The sequence below is a fragment of the Micromonospora sp. CPCC 205539 genome, assembly GCF_036906815.1.
GTDB lineage: Bacteria > Actinomycetota > Actinomycetes > Mycobacteriales > Micromonosporaceae > Micromonospora.
Genome location: NZ_JBAKHW010000010.1, coordinates 91,599 through 109,709, shown reverse-complemented (window position 1 = coordinate 109,709; position 18,111 = coordinate 91,599). Strand labels below are relative to the sequence as shown.

The following is an 18,111-nucleotide window of genomic DNA, read 5'->3' as shown; positions in this document are numbered from 1 at the left end:
CGTAGAAGCTCGCGCACCGCCGCGGCCCCACCGACGCGGCACCGATCCGGTCGGGTCGTCAGCGTCGCCCGGTGCCGGTGCCGGTGCCGGTGCTCGCCGCCGGGCCGCGCGAGCGCACCCTGCCCGCCGCATGGCCCGGGCTCAGTCGTCGGCGCCGGGCGTCGCCGGGGCGGACCGGGCGTCACGCAGCGGATCGGCGCCGGCCACCCTGACCGGGAACGGCGGAGGGGTGCCACCGAAGGTGGGGCACAGCGCCTGGTGGCTGCACCAGTCGCACAGCTTGCTCGGCCGGGGCCGAAAATCCTGCCGGACGGTGGCCTGCTCGATCGCCCGCCACAACGCCACCACCGTGCGCTCGAAGCGGACCAGCTCGTCGGCGTCCGGAGCGTAATCCAACACCTCGGCGTCGCGCAGGTAGAGCAGCCGCAGCACCTTGGGCACCACTCCCCGGGTGCGCCACAGCACCAGCGCGTAGAACTTGAGCTGGAACAGCGCCCGCGCCTCGAACGCCTCCCGGGGAGCGCCACCGGTCTTGTAGTCGACCACCCGCAGCGCGCCGTCCGGTGCCACGTCGAGTCGGTCGAGGTAACCCCGGATCAGCAGCTCCTCGTCGACCACCGCCGAGATCAGGCTCTCGCGTTCGGCCGGCTCCAACCGGGTCGGATCCTCCACCGCGAAGTAGCCCTCGAGCAGCCCGGCGGCGGAGCGCAGGAACTCCACCGGGCCGGCCGGCTCGGCGCCCTCGAAGATCCCGGCCAGCTCCGGCTGCTCGGTGACCAGCCGGTCCCACTGGGGGGCCACCAGGTCGCCGGCCGCGGCCGGCGTGCGGCCCTGCGCGGGCAGGTCGAACAGGCGCTCCAGCACCGCGTGCACCAGCGTGCCCCGGGCCTGCTCCATCGTCGTGCGCTCGGGCAGCCGGTCGATGCTGCGGAACCGGTAGAGCAGCGGGCAGGTCTTGAAGTCGGCCGCCCGCGACGGCGACAGCGAGGCCCGCACCGTGGGCGGCGTCTGCGCCGGGGTGGGGGACTGAGGGGTGGTGACCGGTTCCGCCGTCATGTCCGCAAAGGTTAGGGCACCGGTATGACACGGACCGCCGCCCGCCCCGTACGGCGCCGGTCCGTAGCATCGGTGCGATGGAGCAGTCATCCCGGCCGCCGCGTCGGCCCGACCGGCGCCCCGGCTTGAGCGTGGGCCGGGTGTTCGGGGTGCCGCTGCACCTCAACGCCTCGATGGTCCTGCTCGCCGTGCTGGTCGCCGTGCTGTACGCCGAGTTCGCCCGCCGGCAACTGGACCTCCCGCAGGTCAGCGGCTATCTGATCGGCTTCGGGTTCGTGGTGTCGCTGCTCGGCTCGGTGCTGCTGCACGAACTGGGCCACGCCCTCACCGCCCGGCGCTACGGCATCGGTGTGCGCGGGATCACCCTGGAACTGCTCGGCGGCTACACCGAGATGGACCGCGACGCCCCGTCGCCCCGCGTCGACCTGCTGGTCTCGCTGGCCGGCCCGGCGGTCTCGGCGGTGCTCGGCGTCCTCTCGGTGGCCGCCACCCTCGCCCTGCCCGACGGGACCGTGGCCCACCAGCTCGCCTTCCAGCTCGCGGTGAGCAACGTCATCGTGGCGGTGTTCAACAGCCTGCCCGGGCTGCCCCTGGACGGTGGGCGGGCGCTGCGCGCCGCCGTGTGGGGGCTGACCCGGGACCGGCACCGCGGCACCGAGGTCGCCGGCTGGGCGGGCCGCGCGGTCGCCGTCGGCACCGCCGTCCTGGTCCTGGTGCTCACCCTGGCCGACTACCTGGCCCCACTGGCGCTGCCCTTGATGCTGCTGGTCGCCGTCACCCTCTGGCGAGGGGCCGGGCAGTCGATCCGGGCCGCCCGGGTCAGCCGCCGCTTCCCGCTGATCGACCTGTCCCGGCTGGCCCGACCGGTCTGGCCGGTGCCGACCGGCACGCCGCTGTCCGAGGCGCAGCGCCGGCGGGCCGAGGGCGGGCAGCCCGCCGCCGCGCTGCTGGTCACCGACTCCACCGGGCGGCCGGTCGCGCTGGTCGACCCGGCCGCCGCCGCGGCGGTGCCCGTCGAGCGTCGCCCCTGGCTGGCGGTCGACGCCGTCGCCCGGTCGCTGGGCACGCTTCCCGCGCTGGCGGTGGGGCTGGACGGGGAGCGGGTCATGGAGGCCGTGCAGACCCACCCGGGCGCGCAGTACGTGGTGACCGCAGGCGAAGATGTCGTCGGCATCCTGCATATCGCGGACCTGGCGCAGCTCCTTGAACCCAACCGGAAGATGACATCGTGACCGCAACTCCCTCCACCGTCCCGGCCGACACCGCCACACCGGCGCTGACACCCGTGCACCGCGGGCCGTTCCGGCCCGGCGACCGGGTGCAGCTGACCGACCCGAAGGGGCGGATGCACACCGTGACGCTGGAGCCCGGCAAGGAGTTCCACACGCACCGCGGCATCCTCACGCACGACGCGCTGATCGGGCTGCCCGACGGCAGCGTGGTGACCACCACCGGCGGTGGCACCGCGTTCCTGGCGCTGCGGCCGTTGCTGTCGGACTACGTGCTCTCCATGCCGCGCGGCGCACAGGTCATCTACCCGAAGGACTCGGCGCAGATCGTCGCGATGGGCGACATCTTCCCCGGCGCGAAGGTCCTCGAGGCCGGCGCCGGCTCCGGCGCGCTGAGCTGCTCGCTGCTGCGCGCGGTCGGCACCGAGGGCGAACTGCACTCGTTCGAGCTGCGCGACGACTTCGCCCAGATCGCGCGGCGCAACGTCGAGGCGTTCTTCAACGGGCCGCACCCGGCCTGGCAGCTGCACGTCGGTGACGTCGCCCAGTGCCAGGAGACCGGCTTCGACCGGATCATCCTGGACATGCTCACGCCCTGGGAGACCCTCGACATGGTCGAGCGGGCGCTGGTGCCCGGCGGGGTGTTCATCGGCTACGTGGCCACCACGCCGCAGCTCTCCGAGCTGGTCGAGGCGCTGCGCGAGCGCGGTGGCTGGACCGAGCCGCGCGCCTGGGAGTCGCTGGTGCGGGACTGGCACGCCGAGGGCCTCGCCGTCCGACCGGACCACCGGATGATCGCGCACACCGCGTTCCTGGTCTCCGCGCGCAAGCTCGCCCCCGGGGTCACCGCGCCGCCGCGGCGGCGCAAGCCCAGCAAGGGCACCGAGGCGTACGTGCAGCGCCGGCAGGTGCTGCGCGAGGCGGAGGCCGCCCGGCAGGCCGCCGCCCAGGCGGCGGAGGCGCAGCCCGACGCCGCGGGGGAGTTGGACCGGCCGTGATCATCGAGGTGGGCGGGTCGGCATGAGCGCGCGGAGTACGGCCACGAGCCCCGTCTTCGACAGCGGAAGCGGCACCGAGCCGGGGGAGGCGGTGGCATGAGCCGACCGGGCTACGGCGGCGGCGACCTGCCCGCGGTTTTTCCGGACTGGTCGCCCTACCAGGACCTGGAGTCGGCGGCGCGGGCCTACCTGCGGGACCCGGACGTCGCCCTGGAGGCACTCGGTGGGGTGCTGCGCGGCGCGTCGGTGCTGGGCTTCACGCTGGAACGCTTCGTCAACGAGGTCAACGGCGTGTGGCAGGAGGTCGTGGTCTGCGACGGCAGCCGGCTGATCCTCTGGCACGGTGAGGACGTGCCGCCGACGGAGGGGCCGCCCGGGTCGATGACGTCGTCGCTGCGGGTGGTGCCGGTCTCCACGGTCACCGAGGTCGGTTGCCGACGTCGGCTCACCCGCGCCGAGACCGGCGAGATCCGGGTCGACAGCATCGACGTCTACCTGCTGCTCACCTCACTGGACGAGGCGCCGCCGACCGAGGAGATGGTCGGTACGCCACGGCACGACGCGCTGCGCTTCGGCAAGACCCTCGACGACGGCGGGGCCGGGCAGATCGCCCGCCTGGAGGAGTTCGCCCGGCTGGTCGCCTCGGTGGTCGGCCGCCCGATGCTCTGAGGCGTACGCCCTCGGGCCCTTCCGGCCGCGCACACCGCGCGGCCGGAAGGGGTCGCTCAGTCGTCCTCGGCGGCCGGGCCAGCGACCTCGACGCCGTCGCCGCGCACCACGTGGATGCAGTCGCCCGGGCACTCCTTCGCGGAGTCGATCACCTCGAGCCGCAGGTGCTCGGGCACGTCGACCCGGCTGCCGGGCGCCATCCGCAGCTCCCCGTCGACGCCCTTGACGTACGCCAGGCCGTCGATGTCGAACTCGAAGACCTCCGGGGCGTACTGCACGCAGAGCCCGTCACCCGTGCAGAGATCCTGGTCCACCCAGACCTGCAGTTGGTCGGTCGCGACCTCGGCCACCGGTGCACCCCCCATGTTCTCCCGTCCCACGCCCCGACGGTACCCGAACCCCGGTACCGGCCCGCCAGGCCACCCTTGGCGATCAAGGTTCGGTGACGAGGGTGTTGCATGGGACCGAATCGGCCTCATAGCGGCTAGTGTTAGGGCAGAACGTTCAAGCCCCCCGGGGAGGTGGGACGTGGCAGCACGCAGCGACGACGCGGACTCGCGCGCCGCACGGTGGGAGAAGGAAGCCCACGATCTCTCCACGCAGGTCGCGTTCCTTCAGGAGGAACTCGCTCTGGTGCGGCGTAAGTTGACCGAAAGCCCCCGACACGTCCGGCAGCTCGAAGAGCGGCTGGCGGCCACCCAGGCACAGTTGGCGCGGCTGACCGAGAACAACGACCGGCTGGTGAGCACCCTCAAGGAGGCTCGCACGCAGATCGTGACGCTCAAGGAGGAGATCGACCGACTCGCGCAACCGCCGAGTGGCTACGGCGTCTTCCTGGCCAAGCATGACGACGGGACGGTGGACGTGTTCACCGGCGGCCGCAAGCTGCGGGTCGCCATCTCGCCCTCACTGGACGTGGCCGAGCTGCGCCGCGGCCAGGAGGTCCTGCTCAACGACGCGTTGAACATCGTCGACGCGTTCGGCTACGAGCGGGTCGGCGAGGTCGTGATGCTCAAGGAGATCCTGGAGGGGCCGGGCGGCGGGCCGGGTGATCGGGCGCTGGTGGTGTCCCACTCCGACGAGGAGCGCATCGTCCACCTCGCCGAGACGCTCATCGGCTCGACGATCCGGGCCGGCGACTCGCTCATGATCGAGCCCCGCTCGGCGTACGCGTACGAGCGGATCCCGAAGAGCGAGGTCGAGGAGCTGGTCCTGGAGGAGGTGCCCGACGTCGACTACACCGACATCGGTGGCCTCCAGTCGCAGATCGAGCAGATCCGCGACGCGGTCGAGCTGCCCTTCCTGCACGCGGACCTGTTCCGCGAGCACCAGCTCCGCCCACCCAAGGGCATCCTGCTCTACGGCCCACCCGGCTGCGGCAAGACCCTGATCGCCAAGGCGGTTGCCAACTCGCTGGCCAAGAAGATCGCCGAACGGCAGGGCAAGGAGAAGCACACCAGCTTCTTCCTCAACATCAAGGGTCCCGAGCTGCTCAACAAGTACGTCGGCGAGACCGAGCGGCACATCCGGCTGATCTTCCAGCGGGCACGGGAGAAGGCCGGCGAGGGCACCCCGGTGATCGTGTTCTTCGACGAGATGGACTCGATCTTCCGGACCCGCGGCTCGGGTGTCTCCTCCGACGTGGAGAACACCATCGTCCCGCAGCTGCTCAGCGAGATCGACGGCGTGGAGGGGCTGGAGAACGTCATCGTCATCGGCGCCTCCAACCGGGAAGACATGATCGACCCGGCGATCCTGCGCCCCGGCCGACTCGACGTGAAGATCAAGATCGAGCGACCGGACGCCGAGGCGGCCAAGGACATCTTCTCCAAGTACATCCTCGCCGGGCTGCCACTGCACCCCGACGACCTCGCCGAACACGGCGCGGACCCCCAGGCCACCGTCGCGGCGATGATCGACGCCGTGGTGCTCCGGATGTACTCGGAGACCGAGGAGAACCGCTTCCTCGAAGTGACCTACGCCAACGGCGACAAGGAAGTCCTCTACTTCAAGGACTTCAACTCCGGCGCGATGATCCAGAACATCGTCGACCGCAGCAAGAAGATGGCCATCAAGGAGTTCCTCACCTCCAGCCGCAAGGGGCTGCGCCTGCAGCACCTGCTCGACGCCTGCGTCGACGAGTTCCGGGAGAACGAGGACCTGCCCAACACCACCAACCCCGACGACTGGGCCCGCATCTCCGGCAAGAAGGGCGAACGGATCGTCTACATCCGTACGCTCGTCTCCGGCGGCAAGGGCGCCGAGGCCGGCCGGTCCATCGAGACCGCCAGCAACACCGGCCAGTACCTGTAACCACCCAGCGGCGGCACCGGGAACACCCGGTGCCGCCGCTGCGTGCGTCCCACACCCGCCCTCCCGCACCACGCCCACCGGCGGGCCGACGACGACACCCGTTCCGGCTAGACTGCGGCGACCCCGCAGCCCTACCGAACGAGGACGCCCGTGCGTGCCGACGCCACCATGGAAATGCCAGCAGTGCCGGGTGGCACGGACAACCGGGATTCGACCGGCAAAACCCCCACACCGCCGGCCCGCCAGCGCCCCGGGATCGGCCTGCTGGCGGGCGTGCTCCTCGCCTGCTGGCTCGTCCCGGTCGCCGCGTACGCCGCGCACGCCCCCTGGCTCCTGCCCCCACTGGTGCTGCTCGCCACGGCCAGCCTGCTGCGCTCCGGCCGCACCCTGCTCGACCGGGTGGTCCTCGCGCTCGCCCTGCTCGCCGGCCTCACCTGCGCCGCCGGCCTGCTCTTCGCCGTCTGGCCCTGGGGCCTGCACCCGGTGCCCGTCACCGGCCTGGCGCTCACGCTCCTGACCCTCGCCGCCGTGCTCTCCCGGCGCGCACCCCACCTGCCCCGCCCCGGCTGGCCCGACGTGGCCTCGCTGGCCGCCGCCGCGCTCGCCGCCGGCTACCTGGCCACCCCCTACCTGCGCGCCGACACCTTCGGCCAGCGCCTCAACCTCGCCATGGTCGGCGAGGACAACGGCCGTCACCCGGCCCTCTTCGACGCCATCGGCCGACTCGGCGGCTACCTCTTCGTCGACCCCGACGCCGCCCGCGAACACGTCTTCTCCGGCCTGGTCTACTACCCGCAGGGCTGGCACCTCACCACCGCACTGCTCGACGGCTTCCTGCGCGGCCCCGGCGGCAACCCGCCGACCGGCCCGGCGCTCATGGACCACTACGTGCTCTGGTGCCTCGCCAGCTTCGGAATGCTCCTGCTCGCGCTGGTCTGGGCCGCCCAGCACGTCGCCGGCCCCCTGCACCCGCTGCGTCGGCTGGTCCTCATCGTCGCCGTCACCGCGCTGGTCCTCGGCACCGAACTGCCCCGCCTGATCGTCGCCGGCTACCCCAGCGAGACCTTCGGGCTCAGCCTCGCCGTCATCCTGGTCGCCCTCATCGCCCGCCCCCTCGACCGGCTCCGCGAACAACTCCTCCTGATCGGCGCACTGCTGATCGGCGTCGGGTTCAGCTACTACCTCTTCCTCTTCCCGACCGGCGCCATGGTGCTCTGCTGGCTGATCGCCGACCGGCGCAAGCTGCGCACCCGCCTCGGCAGCGTCGCCGTCATCGCGCTGCTCACCGCCGCCCTCGCCCCGCTCACCGCCCTGCTCGGCGTGCTCGTCGCCGGCCAGAGCGAAGCGCTCGCCGCCCCCGGCGGCACCCCACCGGTCGAGACCTACAACACCCTGCTCGGCCTCGGTGCCGTCGTGGTCGCCGCCATCCTCGTCCGCACCAACCTCGGCGAATCCACCTGGCGGCGCTACCTCGTCGCGCTGGCCGTCGCCCTGCTGTTCTCCGCCGCCATGGCCGCCGCCAACATCCTCAACGGCACCCAACCCGCGTACTACTTCGGCAAGACCGCCCACCTGGGCATCGTCGTCCTGATCATCGGCACCGCCGCGCTCGCCCGACTGCTGCCGGTGCCCGCTCCCGCCACCGACACCGAGCCGCGACGCCGCCCCATCAGCGGCGCCCTGCCCGCCGTCGCCACCGCCGCCCTCGTCACCGTCGCCCTGCTCGTCGGCACCGGCCTGATCGGCTGGACCGGCGGCTTCTTCCACCGCAGCCGCGGCAACGGCACCTGGGCGACCGACTGGGCCTCCCGCAACGTACGGACCATCTCCCGCCCCGCGTCGGTCACCAGCGTCGCCTACCGGGCCTACCCGCCGATCCCCGGCACCACCACCCTCGTCATCGACAAGGTGGGCCTGCACGGCTACCGGGAATCGATCTTCCTCTCCGCGATGCAGGGCACCAGCGGCCAGACCGAGACCGGCATCTACTTCACGATCTACGACGAGCCCGCCCGCACCGGCGAGATCCTGCGCCGCGTCCCTCGCCCCCTCCGCCTGATCGTGGCCGACCCGGCCGCTCAGAAGGCCATCGACGGGGTCCTCAAGGGAGACCCGACGCTGCGCGAAGGGCTGACCGTGGTGCCCCTCAAACCCACCACCGGGCGGTAGCACGCCGCGCCGTGCGGTCAGGGCTGCGCGGCAGGCCACCGGGCGGACTAGTCTCGATGGTGTGAGCGGCGGGCACGCCGGCTCCGTGGGCGAGCGAAGCGAGTGGTCGCATGACGGTACGTCGGATCATGGGCACCGAGGTCGAGTACGGCATCTCCGTGCCCGGCCAGGCCGGAGCCAACCCGATGGTCACCTCCTCCCAGGTGGTCAACGCCTACGGGGCCCGCCCCGAACTCAACCGGGGCGGCCGGGCCCGCTGGGACTACGAAGAAGAATCGCCACTGCGCGACGCCCGCGGCTTCACCTACTCCGGAGCCGCCTACGACCCCGCCGAGGCCCTCGCCGACGAGGACCTCGGGCTCGCCAACGTGATACTCACCAACGGGGCACGCCTCTACGTCGACCACGCCCACCCCGAATACTCCACCCCCGAGGTCACCACCCCTCGGGACATCGTGCGCTGGGACAAGGCCGGCGAGCGGGTGATGGCCGAGGCGTCCCGCCGCGCCGCCACCATCCCCGGCACCCAGCCGATCCACCTCTACAAGAACAACACCGACAACAAGGGCGCCAGCTACGGCGCCCACGAGAACTATTTGATGCGTCGGCAGACCCCGTTCGCCGACATCGTGGCGTACCTGACGCCGTTCTTCGTCACCCGGCAGATCGTCTGCGGCGCCGGCCGGGTCGGCATCGGCCAGGACGGCGGGCAGAGCGGCTTCCAGATCTCCCAGCGTGCCGACTTCTTCGAGGTCGAGGTGGGCCTCGAGACCACCCTCAAGCGCCCGATCATCAACACCCGCGACGAGCCGCACGCCGACGCCGACAAGTACCGCCGGCTGCACGTCATCATCGGCGACGCCAACCTCTCCGAGATCTCCACCTACCTCAAGGTCGGCACCAGCGCGCTGATCCTCACGATGATCGAGGAGAAGGCGCTCGGCGCCGACCTCGGCATCGCCGACCCGGTCAACGAGCTGCGCGCGGTCAGCCACGACCCGTCCCTGACGCACCTGATGCGGCTGCGCGACGGCCGCCGGCTCACCGCCCTGGACGTGCAGTGGGCGTACCTGGAGCGGGTCCGGTCCTTTGTCGACGACCGCTACGGCACCGACATCGACGAGCAGACCACCGACGTGCTCGACCGGTGGGAGGACGTACTGGACCGGCTCGGGCGCGACCCGATGCTCTGCGCCGACGAGCTCGACTGGGTGGCCAAGCTGCGGCTGCTGGAGGGCTACCGGGAGCGCGAGAAGCTCGGCTGGGGCGCACACAAGCTCCAACTGGTCGACCTGCAGTATTCCGACGTCCGGCCGGAGAAGGGCCTCTACCACCGGCTCGTCTCGCGGGGGGCGATGAAGACGCTGCTCACCGACGACGAGACCCGCACCGCGATGACCGAGCCGCCGGAGGACACCCGCGCCTACTTCCGCGGCCGCTGCCTCGCGCAGTACGCCTCCGAGGTCGTCGCCGCCAGCTGGGACTCGGTGATCTTCGACGTCGGCCGGGAGTCGCTGGTCCGGGTGCCGATGATGGAGCCGGAACGCGGCACCCGCGCGCACGTCGGGGCGCTGTTCGACCGCTGCGCGAGCGCCAAGGATCTGCTGGAGACGCTGACCGGCGGCTGACCGCGTGTCCAGATGCCCGTCGTGTGCCGCGAGCCGGCGCGCGGCGGGCTTTTCGTCGTCCCCGCGAGGTAAGTTCATCGCAGACGATCGTGGAGGAGACAGCTATGGCCACTCATGACAGCGGCGGTCAGTCGCAGTCCGGCAAGTCCCGCCAGGGCGAGGAGATCGAGGACGTCGTCACCGAGGCCAACCCCGAGGTGGCCGAGCGGCACGCCGAGATCACCGAGGACGTCGACGACCTGCTCGACGAGATCGACTCCGTCCTGGAGGAGAACGCAGAGGAGTTCGTGCGAGGTTACGTCCAAAAAGGCGGAGAATAGGGCTTATGTCCGGTTTGTCCGGGCAGTCGGTCAAGACGTGCCCGCAGTGTAAGCGGGTGCTGGATCCGACGGAGTTCCACCGCGACCGCCGGCGGAAGGATGGCCTCGCTTTCTATTGCAAGGCGTGTGCCGCCCTCCGTTCGGGGGCGAGCCGGCGCAAGCGCGGCATGGCCCCGATGCGGAGGTCCTCCGTACCCGTGGGCGAGGGTCTCAAGTGGTGTCCGGACTGCGATCAGATCAAGCCGCTGACTGATTTCCCCACCACCACGACAAAAGCCACTGGCCGGCATACCTACTGCAAACCCTGCCATAATGCCCGGGGCAAGGAGACCGCGCAGCGGCTGTACGGCGGGACTCGCGAGTACCACCTGCGGCGGCGGTACGGCATCGGCGAGAGGGAGTTTCAGGAGCTCCTGGCCGAGCAGGGCGGGGTCTGTGCGATCTGCGGCGGTGCCGACCCTCAACATCTGGACCACGATCATCGCACCGGATGGGTGCGCGGGATACTCTGCTTCAACTGCAACGGTGGTCTTGGCCAGTTTCGTGACAGTCCCATGAGGCTGGCCAGGGCGATCACGTACCTGAGAGGAACCACGTGGCAGCGGGCTTTGATCCATCCGGGCGTCTACCAGATGTGTTCACCAACGCGGGGACGTCCTCCTTCACCACGTTCCTGAGCCGAGTGGCCCCCGAGATGCTGCCTGGCCGACGGCCGCTGCCGCCGGGCATGGCCGCCGACCTGGCGCCGCACGCGACCACCATCGTGGCCATCTCGGCCGCCGGTGGTGTGGTGATGGCCGGCGACCGTCGAGCCACCATGGGCAACCTGATCGCCCAGCGCGACATAGAAAAGGTGCACCCGGCCGACGCGTACTCGTTGGTCGGTATCGCGGGGACCGCGGGCATCGGGATCGAGCTGATGCGACTGTTCCAGGTGGAGTTGGAGCACTACGAGAAGATCGAGGGCGCGATGCTCTCGCTGGACGGCAAGGCCAACCGGTTGGCCTCGATGATCCGGGGCAACCTGGGCGCGGCCATGCAGGGGCTGGCCGTGGTGCCGCTCTTCGCCGGCTTCGACCTGGCCGCCGCCGATCCCGCGAAGGCCGGCCGGATCTTCAGCTTCGACGTGACCGGTGGCCCGTACGAGGAGACCGGCTACGACGCGATCGGCTCCGGCTCGCTCTTCGCCAAGTCCGCGTTGAAGAAGCGCTTCCGGGCTGGGGTGTCCGTCGAGGACGCGACCCGGCTCGCCGTCGAGGCGCTCTACGACGCGGCCGACGATGACACCGCGACCGGCGGTCCGGACCTGACCCGGCGGATCTACCCGGTGGTGATGACCGCGACCGCTGAGGGCACCTACCGGCTCACCGATGCCGAGACGGCGGCGATCGCCGAGGGTGTGGTCTCCGGCCGGATGGAGAACCCGGGCGGTTAGAGCCCGTCCACCCCCACCAGTCAGCAGTCGTCAGCACAGCGCCGTAAGGAGAACCGCCGCCGTGGCCATGCAGTTCTACGCCTCGCCCGAACAGATCATGCGCGACCGCTCCGAGCTGGCCCGTAAGGGCATCGCTCGGGGCCGCAGCGCGGTGGTCCTCAGTTATGCCGGCGGGGTGCTCTTCGTCGCGGAGAACCTGTCCAGCGCCCTGCACAAGGTCAGCGAGATCTACGACCGGATCGGTTTCGCCGCGGTCGGCCGGTACAACGAGTTCGAGAACCTGCGCCGGGCCGGCGTGCGGATGGCCGATCTGAACGGGCTGAGTTACGACCGGCGGGACGTCACCGGTCGGGCGTTGGCCAACGCCTTCGCGCAGACGTTGGGCGCGATCTTCACCGAGCAGTCGAAGCCGTTCGAGGTGGAGATCTGCGTGGCGGAGGTCGGGGCGACCGCCGACGCCGACGAGTTGTACCGGCTCACCTATGACGGCTCGGTCAACGATGAGCCGGGGCGGATGGCGATGGGTGGGCAGGCCGAGGCGATCACCGGCGTACTGAAGTCGAACCACCGTTCGGACATGTCGCTCGCCGAGGCGGTGAAGGTCGCGGTGCAGGCGCTGAGCAGCGTCGGTGGTGAGGGCGGCGCGGCCCGGACGATCGCCGCGAACCAGCTCGAGGTGGCGGTGCTGGACCGGCAGCGGGTGGGGCGGACGTTCCGGCGGATCACCGGGGCGGCGTTGACGGCCCTGCTGGACGGCGAGACGCCGCCGCCGGGCACCGACCGGCAGGAGGCGCCTGCGCAGCCGACCGGGGAGTCGGGTAAGCCGACCAGTTCGGCGGGCTCCGCGGATCTGGAGGATCGGCCGGGTCAGGCCGACCGCTGACCGTGTTCGCGTTGATGCCGGGGCCCGCGTGAGCGGTCCCCGGCATCGGTGTTTCGCGGTCTGGTTGTGGTCAGCGGCGTTGCAGCAGCGGCCGGGCGAGGGCCCAGTAGCCGGCGGCGACGGCGTTGAAGACACCCATGCCGGGGGGCGCGTCGACGTTCGACGGGGCGACCCGGGCGGTCATCAGTGGGGCGATCGCCCCGTCGGGGACGGTGCGCTCGCTCTGTAGCTGGCGGCGGCGGGTGGCGACCCAGGACCGGTTGCGCCACAGCCAGCCCCAGCCGCGGGTCTTCTGCTTGGTCCAGCCGCCGGCGAGCGCCGCGGCGAGCATGGCGGCTTCGGTGAGCAGCAGCATCGGGCCGAGCAGCAGGAGCGTCCGGGTCTGGTACGCGGTGAGCAGGGTGACGAGTCGGTTGCGTTCGACCAGGTAGAGCTTGAGGTCGTTGCGGGAGAACTCGTAGTGGTGCAGGACGACGGCGTCCGGGACGTACTCCAGGCGGAGGCCGCGTTGCCAGAGCCGCAGGCTGAGTTCGGTGTCCTCGTGGTAGGCGAAGTACTCGGCGGCGAAGCCGTCGAGCTCCTGCCAGCGCTGGCGGCTGATCACGAAGCAGCAGCCGCTCAGGGAGGGGACGGTGGTGCGGGCGGCGTGGGCGGTGGCTGGTTCGCCGTTGCCGCCGGCCCAGGACAGCCCGGTGAAGTGCAGCGGGTTGCCGGAGGTGTTGATCAGCTCGGGGGTGTCGGCGAGCCGGATCGAGGCCATCGCGGCGCCGACGCCCGGCTCGGTGGCGACCGCGACGGTCTTGGCGAGGGCGTCCGGGGCGACGATGGCGTCGGAGTTGACGAAGGCGAGCCAGTCGCCGGTGGCCTCGGCGGCGCCGACCCGGCAGCCGCCGGAGTAGCCGGTGTTCTGTTCGGGGCGGACCACTCGGACCTGGGGGAAGCCCTTGACGATGTCGATGCCGTCGCCGGTGCAGCCGTTGTCGACGACGACCAGGTCGATGTCGACGTCGGTGCTGGCCAGGATGGCCCGGGCGGCGTCGACCAGGTACGGCTCGGCGCCGTAGGCGAGCATCACCGCGGTCACCTGTGGGCGGGTCATCGGATGCCTCCGGAGACGGTGGCGGCCACGGTGTCGTCGTGGGGCCGGGTGGGGGTGGGGGTGTGCTGGGTGCCGCCGCGCAGCAGCACCGCCATGGTGGCGGCGACGACGACGGAGCCGATGGTGTAGGCCAGCTCGACCCGGAGGATCACCGGGGCCGGGAGCAGCGTCACGACGATCAGGGCGGCGACGCCGACGACCCAGGCGATGGCCTGGGCGCGGTGCCGGTCGAGGGCGAGGAGGGCCTGGCCGAGCACCATCGCCCAGAGGTAGGCGAGCGTGGCGGCGGCCAGCCAGGCGAAGTCGCCGTGGCCGAGGACGCCGGGGGCGTCGAAGAGCACGCCGACCAGCCACGGGCCGAGCAGCACGGCGCCGACGGCCCCGGTGAGGCCGAGCGCGGTGACGATGCCGAGCGCCCGGCGCAGCAGGCTGTGGAAACCGGCCTGGTCGCCGGTGGTGGCGGTGGTGGCGAGGCCCGGCAGCAGTGACGCCTGCATCGAGCCGAAGACGAACAGCGGGATGCGGACCAGCACGAGGGCGGAGAGCAACGCGCCAGCGGCTGCGGTGTCGGAGGGGGCGAGCAACTGCAGGTTGATCACGCCGACGTTCACCACGACCTGGGAGAGCAGGCTGGATGCGGTGAGCAGCCCGAGGCCGCGCAGGAGGGTGGCCCAGGCGACCGGTGGGCCGCCGCCGATGGCACGCAGCACCGGCGGCAGGGTGAGCAGGACGCTGGCAAGCGGGGCGGCGACGAGCACGACGCCGTACCAGACGGGGGACGTCACGCCGGCCAGCCCGAGCAGGACGACCATGACGATGCGCAGCCCGCCGTCGATGCCGAGTTGGGTGCCGTACCAGGGGAAGAGTTGCAGGCCGGAGAGGACGCCGCGGGTGGCGTAGGCGACGGCCATCGCGGCGAGCGCGCCGACGAGCACGGTGACCATGGTGCCGTCACCGTGGAAGAGGTGGTCGGCGAGGAGTTGACGGCCGGCGGTGACGGCCAACACCAGCACGGCGAGCATCGCGGCGGCGACGGTGACGCCCCGGGCCAGCACCGGCCCGGGGGGAAGCCCCTGGCTGCGCCGGGCGGCGACGACCCGGGCGACCTCCTGCTCGATCGGCATGAACACGCCGATGCCGAGGGTGAACACGATCGACCAGAGCACCGACAGGCGGTTGTAGTCGACCCCGCTGAGGCTGTGGCCGGCGACCGCGAGGTGGACGTAGGAGGCGAGGCCGAGAAGACCCAGCCCGGCACCAACAGCGATGGTGCCGGGCGGGATCAGGCGCAGGAGGCGACGGATCACCGGCGGATGAGCGCCAGCGTGAGGACGGCGAACGCGCGGCCGAGGTAGATCATCGCCTTGGCGGGGGAGTGGCTGGGTGTGCCGGCCATCCGCTTGCGCATGGCGACGGGCACCTGTCGGATGCGGAAGCCCCGTCGGGCGGTGTGCACGAGGGTCTCCACCGTGTCGCCGAGGTACTCGGCCGGGTACCAGCCGGCGAACATCTCGATGACCCGCCGGTTGGCGGCCCGGAAGCCGGAGGTGGTGTCGGTGAGCTTGGTGTGCGCGACCCGGGAGAGCACGGCGGAGAGCATGACCATGGCCCAGCGGCGGGGGCCGCGGACGTTGTAGTCGCCTTCGCCGGCGAACCGGGCGCCGATGACGAGGTCGTTGTCCTCGAGGAGGTCGACGAGCTTCGGCACGTACCGGGGGTCGTGCTGGCCGTCGGCGTCGATCTGGATGGCGACGTCGTAGTCGTTGTCGCGGGCGTAGCGGTAGCCGAGACGCATGGCGCCGCCGACGCCGAGGTTGTACGGCAGCTTGGCGACGCGTGCGCCGGCGGCGGCGGCGACGGCGGCGGTGCGGTCGGTGGAGCCGTCGTCGACGACGAGCACGTCGACGCCGGGCAGTTCCCCGCGGACCTCGCCGACGACGTCGGCGATGGAGCCCGACTCGTTGAGGGCCGGGATGATGATCAAGGTGCGCTTGCCGTTAACCATCGTGGGACACCAGTTCGTCTCGGGCTGCCCGGTCCGCGTCGATCTGCGCGCGGAGCAGGGCGAAGTCTTCGGCCAGGGTGCGGGTCTCCTCCTCCAGGGCGCTGACCTCCCAGCTGAGGTGTACGCACACCAGCAGCAGGAAGATGATGCCGAGGAACAGGACGAGGCTGACGCCGGAGACCACGCCGAAGAATCCGGCCACGTTGTCCAGCAGTCGGGGGAACAGGGACAGCGGAATCACGATGATCAGCACGGCGAGCCAGAGCATGCCGTACTTCTCGCGCAGCTGACGACGGCGGAGCAACTCGACGATGGTGGCGAGCAGCAACAGGCCGGTCAGGCCGGTGACGAGGGTGAGCTTCATGCGACCTTCCACGGGGCGGGTGGAGCGGGGGAGGCGAACGCGTCAGCCAGGGTGGTGTGCCAGTCCGGAAGCGGCCGCAGACCAGCGGCCGTCCAGCGGCCGTGCCCTAGCACACTGTACGCCGGTCGGGGAGCGGGACGAGGATACCGGTCGCTGGTGGTGGGCCGAATCCGGTCCGGGTCGAGCCCGGCGAGGGCGAACGCCGCCCGGGCGAGCCCGTACCAGCTGGTCTGGCCGGAGCAGGTGCCGTGGTAGACGCCGGGTGCCGCACGGCCAGCGACCGCCGCGTCGGCGAGCGCGACCAGTCGCTCCGCGAGGGCGTACGACCAGGTGGGCTGGCCGTGCTGGTCGTCGACCACGTCGAGGTGGTCGCGCTGGGCCGCGAGCCGGAGCATGGTCGCCACGAAGTTGGGCCCGTGCGCGCCGTACAGCCAGGCGGTGCGCACGACGTACCCGTTGTCGGGCAGCAGCCGGGCGACGGCCTGTTCGCCGGCGAGCTTGCTGCGGCCGTACGCGTTGATCGGCGCGGTGGGCGCGTCCTCCGGGTAGGGGGTGTGCGCGTCGCCGGAGAGGACGTAGTCGGTGGAGACCTGGATCAGCCGGGCGCCGCTGGTCGCGCACGCCGCCGCGAGGTTGGCGGTGCCGTCGCCGTTGATGGCGGTGGCCGCGGCCTCCTCGGTCTCGGCGGCGTCGACGTTGGTCCACGCCGCCGCGTTGATCACGACGTCGTGGCCGGCGACCGCGCCGCTGGCCGCGGCGGGGTCGGTGATGTCCAGGTCGGCCCGGGTGGCGGCGGTCACCTTGAGGTCGGGCCGGGTCGCCAGGACGGCGACGAGGTCCTGACCGAGCATCCCGCCGGCACCGGTGACGAGCACTCGGCTCATGCGGTCGGCGCCGACTTCAGCGGCTCCCACCAGGCCCGGTTCTCCTGGTACCAGCGCACCGTCTCGGCGAGGCCGCGGTCCAGGTCGATGCTCGGGGCGTACCCCAGCTCTTCACTGATCTTGGTGATGTCCAGCGAGTAGCGGCGGTCGTGGCCCTTGCGGTCGGCGACCGGGACGACCCGGTCCCAGCCGGCGCCACACGCGTCGAGCAGCTGGCCGGTGAGCTCCTTGTTGGTCAGCTCGGTGCCGCCGCCGATGTTGTACACCTCGCCGGCGCGGCCCTTCTGCTGGACCAGCGCGATGCCCCGGCAGTGGTCGTGCACGTGCAGCCAGTCCCGGATGTTGCCGCCGTCGCCGTAGAGCGGCACGGTGCCGCCGTCGAGCAGGTTGGTGACGAACAGCGGGATGACCTTCTCGGGGAACTGGTACGGCCCGTAGTTGTTGGAGCAGCGGGTGACCACCACGTCCATGCCGTGGGTCCGGTGGTAGGCGAGCGCGAGCAGATCGGAGCCGGCCTTGGACGCCGAGTACGGCGAGTTGGGCGCGAGGGGCCAGGTCTCGGTCCAGGATCCCTCGTCGATGGAGCCGTACACCTCGTCGGTGGAGACGTGCACGAAGCGACCGGTGCCGTGCCGCAGGGCGGCGTCCAGCAGGGTCTGGGTGCCCAGCACGTTGGTGGTGACGAACGGCGCGGCGCCGGCGATGGAGCGGTCGACGTGCGACTCGGCGGCGAAGTGCACGATCACGTCGTGCTCGGCGACGACCTCGTCGACGACGGCCGCGTCACAGATGTCGCCCTGCACGAACCGCAGCCGCGGGTCGTCCCGCACTGGGGCCAGGTTGGCCAGGTTGCCCGAGTAGGTCAGCTTGTCGAGCACGGTCACGGCCGCCGGCTCGATCGGGGGCACGCCCGCGGCGCTGCCGAGGGGCTTGCCCAGCAGCAGACGAACGTACTCCGACCCGATGAATCCGGCTCCGCCGGTGACGAGGATCCTCACGGGTCCGGAAGTGTACGCGAACCTGGGCATCGACCGTGGGACGCGGCCCCCGCGACCGTCC

General features: G+C 71.5%; 18 protein-coding genes. 10 read left to right on the top strand and 8 right to left on the bottom strand.

From position 1 onward, the window contains the following. Positions 1-141: 141 nt before the first annotated feature. On the bottom strand, positions 142-1,056 hold the full coding sequence (locus tag V6V47_RS11605; protein WP_334628124.1) for a RecB family exonuclease: 915 nt from the start codon (positions 1,054-1,056) through the stop codon (positions 142-144). A gap of 140 nt (positions 1,057-1,196) precedes the next feature. Here V6V47_RS11605 and V6V47_RS11600 point away from each other — a divergent pair, with 140 nt between their 5' ends. The 3 genes from V6V47_RS11600 (at position 1,197) to V6V47_RS11590 (ending at position 3,952) form a co-directional block, all read left to right on the top strand. After that, positions 1,197-2,288 carry a site-2 protease family protein gene (locus V6V47_RS11600; protein WP_442934219.1) on the top strand — a complete coding sequence of 364 codons (1,092 nt, stop codon included), beginning with the start codon at positions 1,197-1,199 and terminating at the stop codon, positions 2,286-2,288. Further along, a complete protein-coding gene (locus V6V47_RS11595; protein WP_442934218.1) occupies positions 2,285-3,283 on the top strand; it encodes a tRNA (adenine-N1)-methyltransferase in 999 nt (332 codons plus the stop codon). Before V6V47_RS11600 ends, V6V47_RS11595 begins: the two co-directional genes overlap by 4 nt. Before the next feature lie 96 nt (positions 3,284-3,379). Beyond that, positions 3,380-3,952: a hypothetical protein gene (locus V6V47_RS11590; protein ID WP_334628122.1), complete on the top strand. Its 573-nt coding sequence runs from the start codon at positions 3,380-3,382 to the stop codon at positions 3,950-3,952. Positions 3,953-4,008: 56 nt separating this feature from the next. Here V6V47_RS11590 and V6V47_RS11585 read toward each other — a convergent pair whose 3' ends face one another. Continuing rightward, positions 4,009-4,302, bottom strand: a complete 294-nt coding sequence (locus V6V47_RS11585; RefSeq protein ID WP_334628185.1) for a ferredoxin — start codon at positions 4,300-4,302, stop codon at positions 4,009-4,011. 178 nt (positions 4,303-4,480) lie between these two features. Here V6V47_RS11585 and arc point away from each other — a divergent pair, with 178 nt between their 5' ends. The 7 genes from arc to prcA all read left to right on the top strand — a co-directional run bounded on the left by arc (position 4,481) and on the right by prcA (position 12,700). Further along, a complete protein-coding gene (gene arc, locus V6V47_RS11580; RefSeq protein ID WP_334628121.1) occupies positions 4,481-6,265 on the top strand; it encodes a proteasome ATPase in 1,785 nt (594 codons plus the stop codon). Positions 6,266-6,415: 150 nt separating this feature from the next. Beyond that, entirely contained in the window at positions 6,416-8,434 is a 2,019-nt protein-coding gene (locus V6V47_RS11575) for a hypothetical protein (RefSeq protein ID WP_334628120.1), read from the top strand. Positions 8,435-8,544: 110 nt separating this feature from the next. Beyond that, positions 8,545-10,062: a depupylase/deamidase Dop gene (dop, locus tag V6V47_RS11570; protein WP_442934217.1), complete on the top strand. Its 1,518-nt coding sequence runs from the start codon at positions 8,545-8,547 to the stop codon at positions 10,060-10,062. A gap of 104 nt (positions 10,063-10,166) precedes the next feature. Further along, positions 10,167-10,382, top strand: a complete 216-nt coding sequence (locus V6V47_RS11565; RefSeq protein WP_334628119.1) for a ubiquitin-like protein Pup — start codon at positions 10,167-10,169, stop codon at positions 10,380-10,382. Positions 10,383-10,579: 197 nt separating this feature from the next. Continuing rightward, positions 10,580-11,059: an endonuclease VII domain-containing protein gene (locus V6V47_RS11560; protein WP_334628118.1), complete on the top strand. Its 480-nt coding sequence runs from the start codon at positions 10,580-10,582 to the stop codon at positions 11,057-11,059. Next, a complete protein-coding gene (gene prcB / locus V6V47_RS11555) occupies positions 10,978-11,817 on the top strand; it encodes a proteasome subunit beta (protein ID WP_334628117.1) in 840 nt (279 codons plus the stop codon). The genes V6V47_RS11560 and prcB overlap by 82 nt, the downstream gene beginning before the upstream one ends. A gap of 61 nt (positions 11,818-11,878) precedes the next feature. After that, complete coding sequence (prcA, locus tag V6V47_RS11550; protein ID WP_334628115.1) at positions 11,879-12,700, top strand: proteasome subunit alpha; 822 nt, start codon at positions 11,879-11,881, stop codon at positions 12,698-12,700. 70 nt (positions 12,701-12,770) lie between these two features. On the opposite strand, the gene V6V47_RS11545 is transcribed toward prcA, so the two are convergent. Genes V6V47_RS11545 through rfbB form a run of 6 tightly spaced genes read right to left on the bottom strand, consistent with a single transcriptional unit; the run spans position 12,771 to position 18,050 of the window. Beyond that, positions 12,771-13,799 carry a glycosyltransferase family 2 protein gene (locus V6V47_RS11545; RefSeq protein ID WP_334628113.1) on the bottom strand — a complete coding sequence of 343 codons (1,029 nt, stop codon included), beginning with the start codon at positions 13,797-13,799 and terminating at the stop codon, positions 12,771-12,773. Further along, positions 13,796-15,106, bottom strand: coding sequence for a lipopolysaccharide biosynthesis protein (locus tag V6V47_RS11540; protein ID WP_334628112.1), 1,311 nt, complete (start codon positions 15,104-15,106; stop codon positions 13,796-13,798). Before V6V47_RS11540 ends, V6V47_RS11545 begins: the two co-directional genes overlap by 4 nt. Then, positions 15,103-15,804 carry a glycosyltransferase family 2 protein gene (locus V6V47_RS11535; RefSeq protein ID WP_334628110.1) on the bottom strand — a complete coding sequence of 234 codons (702 nt, stop codon included), beginning with the start codon at positions 15,802-15,804 and terminating at the stop codon, positions 15,103-15,105. The genes V6V47_RS11540 and V6V47_RS11535 overlap by 4 nt, the downstream gene beginning before the upstream one ends. Beyond that, complete coding sequence (locus V6V47_RS11530; RefSeq protein WP_334628109.1) at positions 15,797-16,168, bottom strand: DUF2304 domain-containing protein; 372 nt, start codon at positions 16,166-16,168, stop codon at positions 15,797-15,799. Before V6V47_RS11530 ends, V6V47_RS11535 begins: the two co-directional genes overlap by 8 nt. Further along, positions 16,165-17,052: a dTDP-4-dehydrorhamnose reductase gene (rfbD, locus tag V6V47_RS11525; protein ID WP_334628182.1), complete on the bottom strand. Its 888-nt coding sequence runs from the start codon at positions 17,050-17,052 to the stop codon at positions 16,165-16,167. The genes V6V47_RS11530 and rfbD overlap by 4 nt, the downstream gene beginning before the upstream one ends. Beyond that, positions 17,049-18,050, bottom strand: a complete 1,002-nt coding sequence (rfbB, locus tag V6V47_RS11520; RefSeq protein WP_334628108.1) for a dTDP-glucose 4,6-dehydratase — start codon at positions 18,048-18,050, stop codon at positions 17,049-17,051. Before rfbB ends, rfbD begins: the two co-directional genes overlap by 4 nt. Positions 18,051-18,111: the final 61 nt, after the last annotated feature.

Bases quoted from the DNA above. Each gene is read 5' to 3' on its own strand.
- V6V47_RS11605 (WP_334628124.1), bottom strand. From the start codon at position 1,056: ATGACGGCGGAACCGGTCACCACCCCTCAGTCCCCCACCCCGGCGCAG.
- V6V47_RS11590 (WP_334628122.1), top strand. From the start codon at position 3,380: ATGAGCCGACCGGGCTACGGCGGCGGCGACCTGCCCGCGGTTTTTCCG.
- dop (WP_442934217.1), top strand. From the start codon at position 8,545: ATGACGGTACGTCGGATCATGGGCACCGAGGTCGAGTACGGCATCTCC.
- V6V47_RS11565 (WP_334628119.1), top strand. From the start codon at position 10,167: ATGGCCACTCATGACAGCGGCGGTCAGTCGCAGTCCGGCAAGTCCCGC.
- V6V47_RS11545 (WP_334628113.1), bottom strand. From the start codon at position 13,799: ATGACCCGCCCACAGGTGACCGCGGTGATGCTCGCCTACGGCGCCGAG.
- V6V47_RS11535 (WP_334628110.1), bottom strand. From the start codon at position 15,804: ATGGTTAACGGCAAGCGCACCTTGATCATCATCCCGGCCCTCAACGAG.
- V6V47_RS11530 (WP_334628109.1), bottom strand. From the start codon at position 16,168: ATGAAGCTCACCCTCGTCACCGGCCTGACCGGCCTGTTGCTGCTCGCC.
- rfbD (WP_334628182.1), bottom strand. From the start codon at position 17,052: ATGAGCCGAGTGCTCGTCACCGGTGCCGGCGGGATGCTCGGTCAGGAC.